The sequence below is a fragment of the uncultured Oceanisphaera sp. genome (assembly GCF_947495715.1).
Taxonomy (GTDB): Bacteria; Pseudomonadota; Gammaproteobacteria; order Enterobacterales; family Aeromonadaceae; genus Oceanimonas; species Oceanimonas sediminis.
Genome location: NZ_CANLZU010000018.1, coordinates 25,670 through 41,989, shown reverse-complemented (window position 1 = coordinate 41,989; position 16,320 = coordinate 25,670). Strand labels below are relative to the sequence as shown.

General features: G+C 59.1%; 13 protein-coding genes. 6 read left to right on the top strand and 7 right to left on the bottom strand.

What is annotated here, in order from left to right; translation table 11 throughout:
- Positions 1–76 precede the first annotated feature (76 nt).
- The gene (polA, locus tag Q0753_RS12275; protein ID WP_298721495.1) at positions 77–2,812 is read right to left on the bottom strand and encodes a DNA polymerase I; all 2,736 of its coding nucleotides are present in this window, start codon (positions 2,810–2,812) and stop codon (positions 77–79) included.
- A 590-nt stretch (positions 2,813–3,402) separates the two neighbouring features.
- Between polA and elbB the strand changes: the two genes are divergently transcribed.
- Positions 3,403–4,050, top strand: a complete 648-nt coding sequence (gene elbB, locus Q0753_RS12270; protein ID WP_298721309.1) for an isoprenoid biosynthesis glyoxalase ElbB — start codon at positions 3,403–3,405, stop codon at positions 4,048–4,050.
- A 633-nt stretch (positions 4,051–4,683) separates the two neighbouring features.
- Positions 4,684–5,295, top strand: a complete 612-nt coding sequence (locus Q0753_RS12265; protein WP_298721306.1) for a hypothetical protein — start codon at positions 4,684–4,686, stop codon at positions 5,293–5,295.
- On the opposite strand, the gene Q0753_RS12260 is transcribed toward Q0753_RS12265, so the two are convergent.
- From Q0753_RS12260 to Q0753_RS12250, 3 genes are all read right to left on the bottom strand, one after another.
- The gene (locus Q0753_RS12260) at positions 5,282–5,953 is read right to left on the bottom strand and encodes a 7-cyano-7-deazaguanine/7-aminomethyl-7-deazaguanine transporter (RefSeq protein WP_298721303.1); all 672 of its coding nucleotides are present in this window, start codon (positions 5,951–5,953) and stop codon (positions 5,282–5,284) included. The two genes, Q0753_RS12265 and Q0753_RS12260, sit on opposite strands and share 14 nt — an antisense overlap.
- 199 nt (positions 5,954–6,152) lie before the next feature.
- Positions 6,153–6,434, bottom strand: coding sequence for a DUF3630 family protein (locus Q0753_RS12255; RefSeq protein WP_298721300.1), 282 nt, complete (start codon positions 6,432–6,434; stop codon positions 6,153–6,155).
- Positions 6,434–7,867, bottom strand: a complete 1,434-nt coding sequence (locus Q0753_RS12250; RefSeq protein WP_298721299.1) for a YdiU family protein — start codon at positions 7,865–7,867, stop codon at positions 6,434–6,436. Before Q0753_RS12250 ends, Q0753_RS12255 begins: the two co-directional genes overlap by 1 nt.
- A 213-nt stretch (positions 7,868–8,080) precedes the next feature.
- Between Q0753_RS12250 and Q0753_RS12245 the strand changes: the two genes are divergently transcribed.
- On the top strand, positions 8,081–8,380 hold the full coding sequence (locus Q0753_RS12245) for a cytochrome c (protein ID WP_298721293.1): 300 nt from the start codon (positions 8,081–8,083) through the stop codon (positions 8,378–8,380).
- Positions 8,381–8,427: 47 nt separating this feature from the next.
- Here the strand turns inward: Q0753_RS12245 and recQ are convergent, their stop codons facing one another.
- On the bottom strand, positions 8,428–10,254 hold the full coding sequence (gene recQ, locus Q0753_RS12240; protein WP_298721290.1) for a DNA helicase RecQ: 1,827 nt from the start codon (positions 10,252–10,254) through the stop codon (positions 8,428–8,430).
- 217 nt (positions 10,255–10,471) lie between these two features.
- On the opposite strand from recQ, the gene rarD reads away from it, so the two are divergent.
- The 3 genes from rarD to Q0753_RS12225 all read left to right on the top strand — a co-directional run bounded on the left by rarD (position 10,472) and on the right by Q0753_RS12225 (position 12,879).
- A complete protein-coding gene (gene rarD, locus Q0753_RS12235; protein WP_298721287.1) occupies positions 10,472–11,392 on the top strand; it encodes an EamA family transporter RarD in 921 nt (306 codons plus the stop codon).
- 37 nt (positions 11,393–11,429) lie between these two features.
- Positions 11,430–12,185 carry an AraC family transcriptional regulator gene (locus Q0753_RS12230; protein WP_298721284.1) on the top strand — a complete coding sequence of 252 codons (756 nt, stop codon included), beginning with the start codon at positions 11,430–11,432 and terminating at the stop codon, positions 12,183–12,185.
- Between the two features lie 61 nt (positions 12,186–12,246).
- Positions 12,247–12,879 (top strand): LysE family transporter, encoded by a 633-nt coding sequence (locus tag Q0753_RS12225; RefSeq protein ID WP_298721281.1) that lies wholly within the window; start codon positions 12,247–12,249, stop codon positions 12,877–12,879.
- 29 nt (positions 12,880–12,908) lie between these two features.
- On the opposite strand, the gene uvrD is transcribed toward Q0753_RS12225, so the two are convergent.
- Both uvrD and Q0753_RS12215 read right to left on the bottom strand, forming a co-directional pair.
- Positions 12,909–15,077, bottom strand: a complete 2,169-nt coding sequence (gene uvrD / locus Q0753_RS12220) for a DNA helicase II (RefSeq protein WP_298721278.1) — start codon at positions 15,075–15,077, stop codon at positions 12,909–12,911.
- 272 nt (positions 15,078–15,349) lie between these two features.
- A complete protein-coding gene (locus Q0753_RS12215) occupies positions 15,350–16,057 on the bottom strand; it encodes an HAD-IA family hydrolase (protein ID WP_298721276.1) in 708 nt (235 codons plus the stop codon).
- Positions 16,058–16,320 lie beyond the last annotated feature (263 nt).

The following is a 16,320-nucleotide window of genomic DNA, read 5'->3' as shown; positions in this document are numbered from 1 at the left end:
CCAGCCGGAAGCCGTGAGGAGTAAATGGTGAGGCGTAAGGTATTTTACCCCTCACCCCTCACACCTCACGCAATAGTTAATGCGCCTCGTCCCAGTTGTCGCCTTCGCCGACTTCCACCAGCAGCGGCACATCCAGGCTGGCGGCCTGCTCCATCAGCTCGCGGATCTGCTCCTTGAAGCCGGCCACCTTGTCTGCGCGAATTTCGAACACCAGCTCATCGTGCACCTGCATCAGCATCTGTACCTCATCGATTTGTTGCTGCTCCAGCCAGCCCGAAACCTGAATCATCGCCTTCTTGATGATATCGGCGGCGGTGCCCTGCATCGGCGCATTGATTGCGGCCCGTTCGGCCCCCTTGCGGCGGGCACCGTTCTTGGCATTGATCTCCGGCAGGTACAGTCGGCGACCGAACAGGGTAGACACATAACCCTTGTCGGCGGCCAGGGCACGGGTGTCTTCCATGTAGCGCAGCACGCCCGGATAACGCTCGAAATAGATATCCATGTACTGCTGGGCCTCATTACGGCCGATGCCAAGCTGGCGCGACAGTCCAAAGGCGCTCATGCCGTAAATAAGGCCGAAGTTGATGGCCTTGGCTCGGCGGCGCTGTTCTGTGGTCACCTGATCCAGCGCCACACCGAACACCTCGGCGGCGGTGGCCTTGTGAATATCCAGCCCCTGGGCGAAGGCGTCCAGCAGGCCCTTGTCTCGCGACAGGTGCGCCATGATGCGCAGTTCAATCTGGGAGTAATCCGCCGCCACCACCCGGTAACCGGGCGCCGCCACGAAGGCCTGGCGAATACGCCGTCCTTCCGCGGTACGGATGGGAATGTTCTGCAGGTTGGGATCCGAGGACGACAGCCGGCCGGTGGCGGTATTGGCCTGATGGTAGGAGGTATGAATGCGACCGCTGTGCTCGTTGACCATCTGTGGCAACTTGTCGGTATAGGTCGACTTGAGCTTGCTCAGGCCACGGTATTCCATCAGCAGCTTGGGAAGCGGATAGTCCAGCGCCAGTTCCTGCAGCACTTCTTCGGCGGTAGAGGGTGCGCCCTTGGGGGTTTTCTTCAGCACCGGCAGTTCGAGCCTGGTAAACAGAATTTCGCCCAACTGCTTGGGTGAGCCCAGATTGAAGGGTTCACCGGCCAGTTCAAAGGCTTCCAGCTCCAGCTCTTTCAGGCGCTTGGCAATTTCTTCGCTCTGAATGGCCAGCAAGCCGCTGTCGATACGCACCCCGGTATATTCCATTCGCGCCAGTATCGGCACCAGCGGCATTTCGATATCGCTGAATACCTGCTGCAGCTCGGGTTCGACCGCCAGTTTCGGTGCCAGATGGTGATGCAGCCGCAGGGTAACGTCGGCGTCTTCCGCCGCATAGGGACCGGCCTGCTCCAGCGGTATCTGGTTGAAGGTCAGCTGTTTGGCGCCCTTGCCGGCAATAGACTCGAACGACATGGTGTTATGGTTGAGATAGAACGCCGCCATGCTGTCCATGTCGTGCCGGGTTTGCACCGAATTCAGTACATAAGATTCCAGCATGGTATCCAGGCCGATGCCTTTCAGCTCGATACCATGATTTTTCAGTACGTTGGCATCGTATTTCAGGTTCTGGCCCAGCTTGACGACTTGTTCGTCTTCCAGCAGCGGCTTGAGCGCGCCCAGCACGGTGGCTTCGCTCAGCTGTTCGGGCGCATCCAGATAATCATGGCCGAAGGGCACATAGGCGGCCTGACCCGGCTCGACGGCAAAAGACACGCCCACCACCCGGGCATCTCTATAGTTGAGGCTGGTGGTTTCGGTGTCGAAGGCAAAATAAGGCGCCTGCGCCAGCCGCTCGACCCAGTCGTTCAGCTCTGCTTCGGTGAGAAGGGTCTGATAGTCGGTGGCCATGGCCGGTGCCGCCTGCTGCTCTTCTTCTTCGGCTTCGGGATCCAGCTCTTTCAGCAGGTTGCGGAACTCGTATTCCTGATACAGGGCGCGCAGGGCCTCGGTGTCGGGCTCGCTTTGCTGCAGATCGGCCGGGCCCCACTCCAGTGCCACGTCGGTCTTGATGGTCGCCAGCTCGCGTGACAGCCTGACCATCTCCTGATGTTCGACGAATTTGGCGGCAAACGTCTTGGATCCGCGAAAGCCCAGCGCGGCCACCTTGTCGGTATTGGCGGCAATCTCGTCGATCGAACCCAGCCCCTGCAACAGGGCCAGCGCGGTTTTTTCGCCCACTCCGGGCATGCCGGGAATGTTGTCGACTTTGTCGCCGACCAGCGCCAGCAGATCGATGATCAGTTCCGGCGGCACGCCAAACTTCTCTACCACGCCGTCGCGATCCATGAAGCTGTTCTTCATGGTATCCATCAGCAGCACATGATCCGACACCAGCTGGGCCATGTCCTTGTCGCCGGTGCTGATCACCACATCCAGCTGCTGTTCGGTCGCCTGGCGGGCCAGGGTGCCGATCACGTCATCCGCCTCAACTCCATCTTCGATCAACAACGGCAGCCCCATGGCTCGAATGATGTCATGAATGGGCTGAACCTGGCTGCGCAGATCGTCCGGCATCGAGGGTCGTTGCGCCTTGTATTCCGGGTAGATTTCGTCGCGAAAGGTTTTGCCCTTGGCGTCAAATACTACCGTCACCCTGGAGTCGGGAAACTGCTTGTGCAGGCTGCGCAGCATGTTGGTGACCACTCGGATCGCACCGCTGGGACGACCGTCGCTGGTGCGTAAATCGGCCTGCTGGGAAGCAAAATAGGCACGGTACAGATAGGAAGATCCATCGACCAGGATCAGGGGTTTGGCAGGAATGGCAACCATGACATCTTTCTCGTTAATGCGTTGGCCGCTAGCATGCCACAGCCGGGCCGCCGACACCACGATGGCCCCGGACAAGCCTGTGGATAACTCTGTGCAAAGCGGATCGCGGCAAGATCCTGATAAAATAAAAGATCCATTAAATATCAAAAGCTTATATTTTAAATGTGGATCTTGCTTGCGGATCTGAAAATGTGGAAAATCGACAGCAACGAAGTTCTGAACAATTGTTGAGCGAAATAAATGCTAGCATAGTTCTGACGGATCGCCCGGTGCGGGATCACAGATTGTGAATGCCAAACTGAGGGTCTGTTGACCTTTCGAGGTTAAATTTTGTTCGAGTTAAACGCGTTTTTATCGCGGCGAGAGGGGTGTAGCCTAGTCATTCTAAGCAATGCCCTCTCAACAAAGAGAAAAACGCGTTTAGCCGAACCCGCAGGGCAGCGCTTGTGGGGGCTTGCTACTGCGTTATCGCTTATTTATGTAGAGTGACTACATGGCATAAGCGCTGCCTTGTATCAAGCCCCCCACAAACTGCTGCAAAAATCATCTCGAAAGGTCAACAGACCCTAATGCCCAATAAGGAGACTGACATGAAAAAAGTTGCCGTTATTCTGAGCGGCTGCGGCGTCTATGACGGAGCAGAAATTCACGAGGCCGTGTTGTGTCTGCTGCACCTGGCCAGGCAAGGGGCCAGCTATCAGTGTTTTGCCCCCGACAAGCCCCAGCATCATGTGATCAATCATCTCGGCGGTGAGGAGGAACCGGGCAATCGCAATGTGCTGGAAGAAGCCGCCCGCATCGCCCGTGGCGACATCAAGCCGCTCACCGAGCTGAACGCGGACGACTTCGATGCCCTGTTGCTGCCCGGCGGCTTCGGTGCCGCCAAAAACCTGTGCGATTTTGCCGTCAAGGGTGCCGACGCCCAACTGGATCCGCAGGTGCTGCGCGTCTGCAAGGGCTTTGCCGCCGCACGTAAACCCGCCGGTTACTGCTGTATCTCGCCGGTCATGATCCCTCGCGTTTATCCGGCGGGCGTCAAGGGTACCATAGGAACAAAGGCCGCCGTGGCCGAGGCCTTTACCGCCATGGGCGGTGAACACATAGGCTGCGCGGTGACCGACGTGGTGGAAGACAGCCATTACCGGGTGATATCCACCCCCGCCTATATGCTGGCCCAAAACATCACCGAAGCCGATACCGGCATCGGCAAGCTGGTGAAACGACTGCTGGAAATGTAAGAAGCAAAAAAAGGCCGGCATAAGCCGGCCTAAAACTCTGGAAGCAATGTGAGCAATGTCGTGCCTTCGCAAGCTGTCTTCACCTACCGCTGGAAAGAGGCTTCACCTACTGCAGAAGAGAGTGGAAGTCATGTTCCGAAAGCAAAGTAACGATAATCGTTATCATTTGTAATTGCAAATAAATTTCTACACTTATACCAATCCCGGTAATAATCTGGTCATCCTGACCAGAGGCAACACAGCCGCCTCCCTCGACACGCCATAAACCCATCCGTGGGGGCTCGGAAATGCCGTCCCTGGCATTTCACGGTCGTGGGAGCCGTTCTCTGTTGCCTCTTCTGGAACACCGAGTTGTCCCCAGGCAGCGCTAACAGGCGACACCGGAGCATCAAGGAGGGCAAAGGGATCTGCTCCGCCGACCATCACATGACAGGGACGTCATGTGCTGAGCGTCACAAGGAGGTGCTTGAGCGAGTCGGTGGAGCGGGCCCTTTGTCCGGGATAGGTATGACAGTCAACAAGATCGAGTGTTTAATGTAAGTGGTATTACTGCAGCTTTTCCTTGCTCCCGCCCCTGACTCCCCCCGGTGGCAACTTGACTACAATGGGTGAAAGACAGCCGGAGGGAAGCAGATGAACAAACCGTATTTATGGATTGGGTTATGGGCGGGGCTCTTGCTGCCCGGTGCACCGTTCGCCGATGAGACCGATACTCAAGCCGAAACCAACGCCGACATCAGGCAGGCCATCACCGAAGGTAACCGGGCCTTTGACGCCGGCGAGCTGTCACAGGCGGCGGCACAGTTCGATTATGTCGCCACCCTGATCCGTCAGTTGCAGGCCGGCGAACTCGGCACCCTGTTTCCGGAGCCACTTGCCGGCTGGCAGGCCGAAAAGGTAAATACCCAGGCCGGTTCGGCGGCCTTTTTCGGCGGTGGTATCAACGCATCCCGCCGCTATCGTAAAGACGGCGGCAGCCTGGAAATCAGCATTACCAAAGACTCCCCCCTGCTGCAGACCATGGCAGTACTCTTTACCAACCCCAGCATGGCGGCCATGGGAGGTTACAAGATAAAGCGCATTCAGGGACAAACCGCCATGATGAAAGAGGAAGGCAGTCGCCGGGAGCTGCAGATGCTGGTGGCCAACCGCATCCTGATCCAGCTCAACGGCCGGAGCGTAACGGAAGAGGACCTCAACGCCTATGCCGAGGCCCTCGATATCGCGGCAATCACCCGGCTTTAACGCCAACCTCGACGCCGGTGTTGGCGTGGCCGACAAACTTGCTGCTCAGGTATTTGAGCAGCAGACCATAGGCGGGCACGAACAACACCAGACTGAACACCAGCTTGACGCCGTAATCCACCCAGGCAATTTCAACCCAGTGCTGGGCCATGAAGGGATCCGGTGAGCGATAAAACGCCAGGCCGAAGAACACCAGAGTATCGACCAGGTTACCGAAGATGGTGGAACAGGTGGGTGCCACCCACCAGGTCTTTATCTGCCGCAGCCGGTTGAATACCGAGACATCCATGATCTGCCCCAGCACATAAGCCATGAAGCTGGCCAGGGCGATACGGGCCACAAACAGGTTGAACTCGGACAGGGAGGCCAGTCCCTGATATTGCGCCTCGAAAAACAGCACCGACAACACATAAGAGGTGACCAGTGCCGGCAGCATCACCAGAAAGATGATGCGTCGCGCCATGTCGGCCCCGAAGATGCGTACCGTCAGATCCGTGGCCAGATAGATGAAGGGAAAACTGAGCGCGCCCCAGGTGGTATGAAAGCCGAACAGGGTAAAGGGCAGCTGCACCAGATAGTTACTGGCGGCAATGATGGCAACATGGAACAGCGACAGCCGAATCAGCGCCGTGCGGTATTGAGCAGGAGAAATAACCATTTTTTACCTTTTTGATTAATGGGGTTAGGGAACCCATCCCGGAAACGGCGCCCAGTATAGCCAGCCACTCGACATTGACAACTGCTTTCTTTTTAACCACCGGAATGCGTGCGGCGCCATCTTACCCTGTCATCGCTTTTTTGTCTTTACCTGAAATTAGTTTCCAGAGCCGCACGCCAAACACATTCAGCCCCGGTCATCAGTCCTTGGGGCCATGCGGGCGGTTCCACTGGGTGGTCAGCCAGTCGGCCACATCCCGATCCCGCTCGCTCAACGGCTGCAGCCAGGCACAGTCCGCATAGTGCTGAAAGCACAGAAATAACCGGCTTTCTTCAAAGCTGACCAGCCACTGGTAATAGTCGGCGCCCTGCTCCTGTTCGAGCAGTTCGAGATCCAGCTCCTTGATCAGTGCCTCGGCCCAGGCGGGAAAGTTTTCCATGGTCAGGGGGGTATCGCTGTTAAGCATCGTGGTCGCCATCATCAGGAGCTGCAGGAAATACAGAGTGATTCGGCCCATGCCGGCGCCGGCATGGCGTAATGATCCAGTTCGGGCTGCTCGTCGAAGGGACGGGCCAGCAGCATCAGCAGCCGGTCGGCCTCGCTCATGTCGCCCTGCTCCGCCTGCTCTATCGCCTGCTGAGCCAGATGGTTGCGCAGTATGTATTTGGGATTGACCGCATTCATCTGTGCGACCTTATCGGCCTGGGCCTTGCCCTCGCGCGCCAGCCGGGCCTGATAACGGCCAAACCAGTCACTCCAGGCTTCGGGATCGGCAAGCAACGCCAACACCGCATCGGGCACGGCGCCGCTTGATGTCAACTGCGCCAGGCGGCGAAACCAGCAGCTGTAATCCACCTTCTGGCTCTGCATCAGGTCAAACATCTCCCGGAACAGCGCCGGATCCTCATCTTCCCAGCCATCCAGCCCCAGCTTCTGGCGCATGCCCTCGGAATAGGCCGACAGCAACAGGTACTCGTATTTACCCAGCGCCTGCTGCAATGCCTCCAGCTCGATCACCCCGGACAGAGACTGGGCCAGTCGCTGCAGGTTCCAGTTGCCGACCGCCGGCTGTTGATCGTAGGCATAGCGGCCCCCCGGATCAGAATGATTGCAGATATGGTCCGGATCGTAGGCATCGAGAAAACCGTAGGGGCCATAATCCAGGGTCAGTCCCAGCATCGACATGTTGTCGGTGTTCATCACGCCATGACAGAAGCCGACCAGTTGCCACCGGGCGATCATGGTCGCCGTCTTTTCCACCACCCGTTCGAACAACGCAGCATAACCGGCCTGATCTTTGGCGAGATCGGGCCACTGGGTATCGATCAGGTAGTCGAGCAGGGTCGGGATCCTCTCCGGCTTACCGCTATAATAGAAATACTCGAAGTGACCGAAACGCAGATGACTGGGGGCCGCCCGCAGTACCGCCGCACCCGGCTCCACCCGCTCCCGGTATACCGGCTCTTCACTGCCGACCAGGCTTAACGCCCGCGTGGTGGCGATACCCAGATGATGCATGGCCTCGGAGGCCAGATATTCGCGCAGCGAAGAGCGCAATACGGCCCGGCCGTCACCAAAGCGGGAATACGGTGTCTTGCCGGCCCCCTTGAGATGCAGATCCCAACGCGCACCGCTCGGCGCCACCACCTCGCCCAGCAGCAGGGCACGGCCATCACCCAGCTGGGGGCTGAAGCCGCCGAACTGATGGCCGGCGTACACCTGGGCAAAGGGCTCCATTTCCGGCAGCAACCGGTTACCACCGGTCAGATCCCGCCACTGTGCTTCAGACAGGTCCATGCCCAGCTCGTCGGCAAGGTCTCGATTGAGCAACAACAGCCGGGGCGATGACAGAGGAGTCGGCTCGACCCGGGCACCGGCCCAGTCAAACTCTGCATATCTATTGTTTAATATCATGTTTTGGTCCTGTAGCCATCGACGGCATTTTCTTTTTGGCCTTGGCTTACTTTATACTGCTTTGGTGAAATAAATAGCGATTACTGATCTCCACCCTGCAGGCGCCGGATAACAACCGTAAGATAGTCAGTTCAAATCCGGTCTTGTCCTCAGCTATCGCCATTTAACGACGTCCGGAAGCAATACCTCTACTAAAAAAAATGGAGTTCTATCATGAAAAAATTGATGACCGCCGCCGCCGCTCTGACCATGCTCAGCGCTCCGGCCTTCGCCGCCGGTGATGCCGAAGCCGGCAAAGCCAAGTCTGCCGTTTGTGCTGCCTGCCATGGTGCCGAAGGGATTTCCGCCGTGGAGATCTACCCCAACCTGGCCGGCCAGAAAGCGGCCTACATCGTCAGCCAGCTGAAAGCATTCAAGGCCGGCGAGCGTAACAACGCCATCATGGCCCCCATGGCCATGCCGCTGTCCGACCAGGACATGGAAGATCTGGCTGCCTACTACGCCAGCCTGTAAAACGGTTAGGGTCCGCTCAGGCGGACCCGCTTTTTTATTTCCACACCCTAGTCCTGCCGGCGCAGCAGCGCCAGAAAAGCCCCGCCGTAGCGCTCCAGCTTGCGTTGTCCCACCCCGTTGATACCCAGCAGTTCCGGCTCGGTTTTGGGTCGATAACGGGCCAGCTCGGTCAGGGTCGCGTCGCTGAATACCACATAAGGCGGCACATCTGCCTCTACCGCCAGCTGCTTGCGCAGTTGCCGCAGCTCCTTGAACAAGGCTCTGTCTTCGGGCCGGCTCAATACCGCTTCACCCTTGTCTTTCTGCTTTACCCGCACCAGTCTCGGCTCCGCCAGTTGCAAACCGGCCTCGCCGCGCAATATCGGTCGTGCCGCCTCGGTCAGCTGCAGCACCATGTTGCGGGTGATGTTCTGGGTCAGCAGGCCGGAATGAATCAGCTGACGAATCACGCTGACCCAGTGCTCCTGACTCTTGTCTTTGCCCAGCCCATAGGTAGAGAGCTTGTCGTGGCCGTGTTCGCGAATACGCTGGGTGTCTGCACCACGCAACACCTCCACCACATAGATGACGCCGAAGTGCTGACCCACCCGATAAACACAGGACAACGCCTTTCGCGCATCTTCGGTGCCATCGTAGCTTTTGGGCGGGTCCAGGCAGATATCGCAGTTGCCACAGGGCTCGCGCTGGTATTCGCCGAAGTAGTTGAGCAAGACCTGACGCCGACAGGTCAGCGACTCGGCAAACGCCGCCATCACGTTGAGCTTGTACAACTCTACCTGTACCTGCTGTTCGTTGTCGCTGTTTTCCAGCAAGCGCCGCACCCGCCCCACATCACCCGGATCGTACAGCAGCAGTGCCTCTGCCGGCAGGCCATCCCGGCCGCCACGGCCGGTTTCCTGATAATAGGACTCGATATTCTTGGGAATGTCGTAGTGCACCACATAGCGCACATTGGGCTTGTCGATGCCCATGCCGAAGGCAACGGTGGCCACCACTATGTCCAGATCGTCGCGGATAAAACGCTCCTGCACCGACTGGCGCAGTTCCAGCGGCAAGCCCGCATGATAGCTGGCCGCCTTGTGGCCCCGGGCCAGCAGCCGTTCGGCCACCTCTTCCACCCGCTTGCGGCTGGAACAATAGACGATGCCGCAGTGACCCGGCTGTTCGGCCACGTAGCGCAACAGCTGCTCGATACCCTTGAATTTATCCACCAGGGTGTAGCGAATATTGGGCCGGTCGAAGCTGGAGATATGAATAAGCGGATCGGTCAGGCTCAGCCGGCTCAACATGTCCTGCCGCGTGGCCTCGTCGGCGGTGGCGGTGAGCGCCATCACCGGAATATGGGGGAACCACTGCTTGAGTCGCCCCAGGGCCGCGTATTCGGGCCGAAAGTCGTGCCCCCATTGGGAAATACAATGGGCCTCGTCGATGGCGAACAGCCCCAGCTCCAGCTCGCCGATCCGCTCCATGAATTCATGCTGCAGCAGCCGTTCCGGCGACACATAAACCAGTTTGATCTCGCCCCGGCGCATGGCCGCAAAGTGGCGCAGCATCTCTTCCCGGCTCAACGAGCTGTTGATATAGACCGCAGCCACCCCGTTGGCAACCAGAGTATCCACCTGATCCTTCATCAAGGAAATCAGCGGCGAGACTACTATGGTCATACCGGGGCGCAGCAGGGCCGGAATCTGATAACAGATGGACTTGCCGCCGCCGGTGGGCTTGATCACCAGAGCGTCGCGTCCGGCAATCACGGTATCGATGATCTCCTGCTGGCCGTCACGAAAGCTCTGGTAGCCGAACACCTGCTGCAACACCGCCAGCGGTGTGTCGGGAATGGGAACGGAATCAGGTTCTTCGGTTAAGGAGTTCATCTCGGCCTGCAGGGGTAAAAGCGAAGCAACATTGTAAAGCAGAGCCCGACAACAATAAACCGGACCGGTCCCGGGGTCATGGCCAGCCTCTTGGTTGGGCAAAAAAGTATCCACTCGAAACCTCTCGGATTCCCTGCCATAGTGACATTTGCTGCTGGTCAGTCCTGGCATATTGTCGTTACACTGGCCTTTTCTCCCCCCAGCCAGATTTATGACCATGGAAAAAGACCAGGCCACTCAGGGTGCCATTTTTGCCCTCGGGGCGTACTTCCTGTGGGGCATAGCCCCTATCTACTTCAAACAACTGATGCACGTACCGGCTTACGAAATTCTTACCCATAGGGTGATCTGGTCGTTCCTGCTGCTGCTGGTGCTGATAAGCGCTCTCGGTTACTGGCCGCGAGTCCGGGCCATATTGCGTGAGCCGAAGCACCTGCTGATGCTGATGCTGTCATCGGTCATCATCGGGGGGAACTGGCTGGTCTATATCTGGGCGGTGAACAACGGCCATATACTGGACGCCAGCCTGGGTTATTACATCAATCCGCTGTTCAATATCGTGCTGGCCATGCTGTTTCTGGCCGAACGCTTTCGTCCTACCCAGTGGCTGGCGGTGGGCCTGGCGGCCAGCGGGGTGGTGATTCAGCTGCTGGTATTCGGCAGCCTGCCCTGGGTGGCGCTGGTACTGGCCATTTCTTTTGGCTGCTATGGTCTTATTCGCAAGAAAGTGCCGGTAGACCCCTTTACCGGTCTGATGATGGAGACCCTGGTTTTGCTGCCCCTCGCCACCGTTTATCTGTGGGGCTTTGCCGACAGCGCCACCAGCCAGATGAGCAACAACTCGCTCAACACCAACCTGTGGCTGATCTCCGCCGGCATCGTGACCACGGCACCGCTGCTGCTGTTTGCCGGCGCCGCCAAGCGGCTCAAGCTGTCGACCCTCGGCTTTTTCCAGTACCTGGGCCCCAGCCTGATGTTTCTGCTGGCGGTGTGGCTGTACGACGAACCCTTCACCCAGGACAAAATCATCACCTTCGCCCTGATCTGGGTGGCGCTGGTGATTTATACCCTGGACGGAGTCAGGCAGCGGCGACGCAATTCTTTACAAAACAGCGGCGCCCTCGGCACGCTAAAATAATGCCATGAGCAGCGTAAAATACTGGAAATACCCTGGCTTGGACGGCCTGGAGTTGTGCCTGGCTAACCATGCCGGCTTCACCTATGGTCGCCATATCCATCTCGACTACCATATCGGCTTGGTTGAGCTGGGAGCACAGAAATTTATCCATAAAGGTAGCTCGTCGCCGCTGGCGCCGGGTCAGCTGTCGCTGCTCAACCCGGATATCGCCCACGACGGCAGTTGCTTCGACGAGCAGGGCTTTCGGGTACGGGTGTTTTCCATTGCGCCCGAGTTGATGGCAGGCCTGGCCGAGGAGCTGCAGCAGGCCACGCCCTACTTCGGACAACCCCTGCTCAACCAGCCCCGGCTCTATCGGCAGAGCCTGACGCTGCACCGGCAACTGGAGCAGGAGCAACTCAGCCGGCAGGAAGCCGAAAACCGCCTGCTGGCACTGTTGTCCACCTTCTTCCCCCATCAGGAACTACAGCCGCTGGCGCCGCCCGCCCTCACTCGCATCAGGGACAAACTGCTGGCCGAGCTAGACGCGCCCCATCACCTGGAACAGCTCGCCGCCGAACTCGGTCTGTCCCGCTTTCAGTTCTTGCGCCGGTTCAACGCGGCCATGGGTATCACCCCCCACGCCTACCTCAAGCGACTGCGGCTAGAGGCGGCTAAAAAATACCTGGCCGCCGGCACCACTATCGCCGACACAGCCCAAGCTGTGGGCTTTTTCGATCAGGCCCACTTTCACCGCGCCTTCGTGGCCGCCTACCGGCTGACGCCGGCCCGCTTTCGCACCCAGATGCAATAACTTACAAGCCGACCGCTGACCTGCTCCCTAAGCTGGGGTCTCACCATTGCTGGAGCCGAACATGAATCTCTCACTGCTTGTTACCATAGGACTTATCCATCTCGTCGCGCTGGCCAGCCCAGGTCCGGATATGGCGCTGATGCTGCGTTTTGCTGCCCAGCGTCGAGCAGCCATGGGGGCCGCGCTCGGCATTGCCGCCGGCATACTGGTACACAGCATACTGAGCCTCACCGGCATCAGCCTGCTGATCCAGGGACATCCGCTGCTGTTTACCCTGGTTCGGCTGGCAGGCGCGGTTTATATGGGCTGGCTGGGTTGGGGGGCGTTGCAGGCGGCACTGACGCCGGCTGCCGCTCCAGGAATGCCGACCGCTGCCGGCGGACTGCCCGGCAATGGCTTCTGGTCCGGGTTCAATACCAACCTGTTCAATCCCAAGGCATTGGTGTTTTTCATCGGTCTGCTCGCCGCCCTGGTCGGCCCGGAGGTCAACTGGCTGACCCGCACCGCCCTGGTGGCAGAGCTGTTTTTGCTGAGCCTGATCTGGTTTGTGCTGCTGGCCTACTGGTTGTCCTCATCCCGGGTGCAGGCGAGACTGCAGGCCTGGAGCCGGTCGATCAACGGCCTGTGCGGCCTGTTGTTCTGCGGCGTAGCCGGCTCCATACTGTGGCTGGTCATCAAGGCAGAATTTGCCTGACGGCCCACGCCGAGACGGGCTCCGTCATGTTAAAGCGCTTCCAGCCGGGCGTAGGCGGTGACCAGCCACTTGCTGCCGCCGTCATTGAAGTTGACCTGCACCCGGCTGTGATCACCGGCGCCTTCGAAGTTGAGCACTATGCCCTCGCCAAATTTGGGATGCGCCACCCGCTGGCCCAGCCTGAACCCGGTTTCATTGAAGGTTTCCTGCACCCGATCCTGGCTGAAGCGGCCATTGGGCACGGCACGGCTGACACTGGCCTTGAGCCGGATTTCTTCCAGGCAGTCACCGGGCAGTTCCTTGATGAAACGGCTGGGGCGGTGAAACATTTCCCGGCCGTAGAGCCGGCGGCTCTCGGCGTGGCTGATATAGAGCTTGCTCATGGCGCGGGTCATCCCCACATAGGCCAGGCGGCGCTCTTCTTCCAGCCGTTGGCTTTCTTCCGCCGACTGCTGACTGGGGAACATGCCCTCTTCCACTCCCACCATGAACACCAGCGGGAATTCCAGGCCCTTGGCCGAGTGCAGCGTCATCAGCTGCACCGCATCGTCGAACTGATCGGCCTGACTCTCGCCCGCCTCCAGCGCCGCATGCGACAGAAAGGCCGACAGCAGCGGCATGTCGTCGTCTTCCGACGGGGAGAACTGGCGGGTGGCGCTGACCAGTTCTTCCAGGTTTTCTACCCGCGCCTGGGCCTTTTCGCCCTTTTCGGCCTGATACATGGCCTTGAGTCCGGACAGCTCGATCACCCGGTCGGTCTGCACATGCAGCGGCAGCTCGCGGGTTTCGTCTTCCAGCTGGTTGATCAGCGCCAGAAAACGGCTCACCGCCGAGGCGGCACGGCCGGTCAGTACTTTTTCTTCTACCAATGCCCAGGCCGACTGCCACAACGTCACCTGCCGCTCGCGGGCCGCCTGACGTACCAGACCCAGGGTCCGTTCACCGATACCCCGGGTGGGAGTGTTGACGATACGCTCGAACGCCGCCTCGTCGCCTCTGTTGTTCATCAACCGCAGATAGCCCAGCGCATCCTTGATTTCCTGCCGATCGAAGAAGCGCAGGCCACCATAGATGCGGTAGGGCAATCGCGCCTGGATCAGCGCCTCTTCCAGCACCCGGGACTGGGCGTTGTTGCGATACAGAATGGCTGCCTCAGTCAAGAGTCCGTCCTGCTGACGCCACTGCTTGATGCGCTCGACCACAAAGCGGGCTTCATCCACCTCGTTGAAGGCACCATAGAGAGCGATGGACTCGCCTTCTTCGCCGTCGGTCCACAACTCCTTGCCCATGCGCTCGGCATTGTTGGCAATCAGGGTGTTGGCGGCCTTGAGGATGGTGCCGGTAGAACGGTAGTTCTGCTCCAGGCGTATGGTCTCGGCGCCGGGAAAGTCGCGCAGAAAACGGGCGATGTTCTCGACCCGGGCGCCACGCCAGCCGTAGATGGACTGATCGTCGTCGCCCACTATCATGACCCGGGCCTGCTGCCCCGCCAGCATCTGCAACCAGGCGTACTGAATGCTGTTGGTATCCTGAAATTCGTCCACCAGAATATGGCGGAAGCGGTCCTGATAGTGAGCCAGGATGTGGGGTTTATGCAGCCACAGCTCGTGGGCGCGCAGCAACAGCTCGGCAAAATCCACCAGCCCGGCCCGATCACAGGTGTCCTGGTACACCTGATAGATACGCTGATAGGTTTTCTGCATCGGATCATTCAGTACCTGAATGTCCTTCGGGCGCAGGCCTTCGTCCTTGCGGGCATTGATGAACCCGGCAGCCTGCCGGGGCGGCCACTGCTTTTCATCCAGGTTCATGCCCTTGAGGATGCGCTTGAGCAGGCGTAACTGATCGTCCGAGTCCAGGATCTGAAAGTCCTGCGGCAAATTGGCATCCAGGTGATGCGCCCGCAACAGCCGGTGCGCCAGACCGTGAAAGGTACCGAGCCAGAGCCCGAACAGCCGGCCGCCGAGCAACTGCTCGACCCGGCCACGCATTTCCGCCGAGGCCTTGTTGGTAAAGGTGACCGCCAGAATGGCAGAAGCCGGAACCTGCTCCACCTGCATCAGCCAGGCGATGCGATGCACCAGCACCCGGGTCTTGCCACTGCCGGCACCGGCCAGCACCAGCATGTTCTGGGCGGGGGCGGCAACCGCCTCCCGTTGCTTGTCGTTCATGCCGTCAAGCAGGCTGGATACATCCATCTTGGCTCCCTTAAATTTCATAGTTTGGCGCAATGCCGATCCAGCCGGGAGGGATAGAGGGATGGCCTAAACCAACCGTCGATGGCAGGGATGCCATCGCCGAGCATACAGGGGCGAGCTTGCTCGCGAGTACCAAGCTTGTTGCCTGACCAAACTTCCGGTGAAAGTTCGCAGCAGGCAACAAGCGAAGGTGGCATTCAATGCTGCGTGTTGGTGTGGCGGCCCTCTATCCCGATAACGCCTGAACGATCGACATTACAGTATGGTGGCGATTATAACAGCTCCAGCATTTGCTCCAACCGCTCCAGGGCGACATGGGGCAAACAACGCAGATCCGCCTCGGTCCGGCCATGGTCGTTGAGCCATATTGCCTGACAGCCGCTGTGCACGGCACCGGCCACGTCGGTGTTGATATGGTCACCGATGTGCAGGATCTCCGACAGGCTCACCCCGGTTTGCTCGGCCAGCCGGTTGAACAAATCCGGTGCCGGTTTCATGCGGCCGTCAACGCCGGCCCGCAGCACAATATCGAAATAAGGCGCCAGCTCGGTATGCTCAATCGGCAGATTGCCGTTGGTGATCACCGCCAGCCGGTACTTCTGACCCAGCGCCGACAGCACTCGGTGAGTGGCCTCCGGCACCGTAATTTTACCGCGCTGCTCCAGAAAGCCCCGATAAAACTCTTCGGCCATGGCCGCCGCCCGCGCCTCATCCAACCCCTGTTGCCGCAGGCCTTCGCTCAGCACCCGCAGGCGGCAGGCGCTCACGTCGTGGCTCAGTTCGGGCTGTTCCAGCAAAATCCGACGCTTGATTGCCGCCAGGTTGTCTTTGCCAAGCAGGGTCGACTCCGGGTGCTGCTGCTTAAGCGCATCCAGCAGCCAGGCTTCCGCCGCCGCGATCACCGGCACGTTGTCGTATAAGGTATCGTCCAGATCGAAGCTGAGTACCTTGACCTTCGTCAGTCGTTTGTAAAAGCGCATGAGGATTCCTGATAACGGGAGATGAGGGATTCTAACCAAAAAGCAGGCTCAACATCCGGAGCCTTGTTGAATTTGCCGAAAACATCGGCCAAAGGGCCCGCTTCTTCGACCCGCTCAAGCACCTCCTTGTGGCGCTCAGCACATGACATCCCTGTCATGTGATGGTCGAAGAAGCAGATCCCTTTGTCCTCCTTTATACACCGGCGTGCCCTGTTGGCGCCGTCTACGGACCACTCGGTGTTCAAGAAGAGGCAACAGAGAAC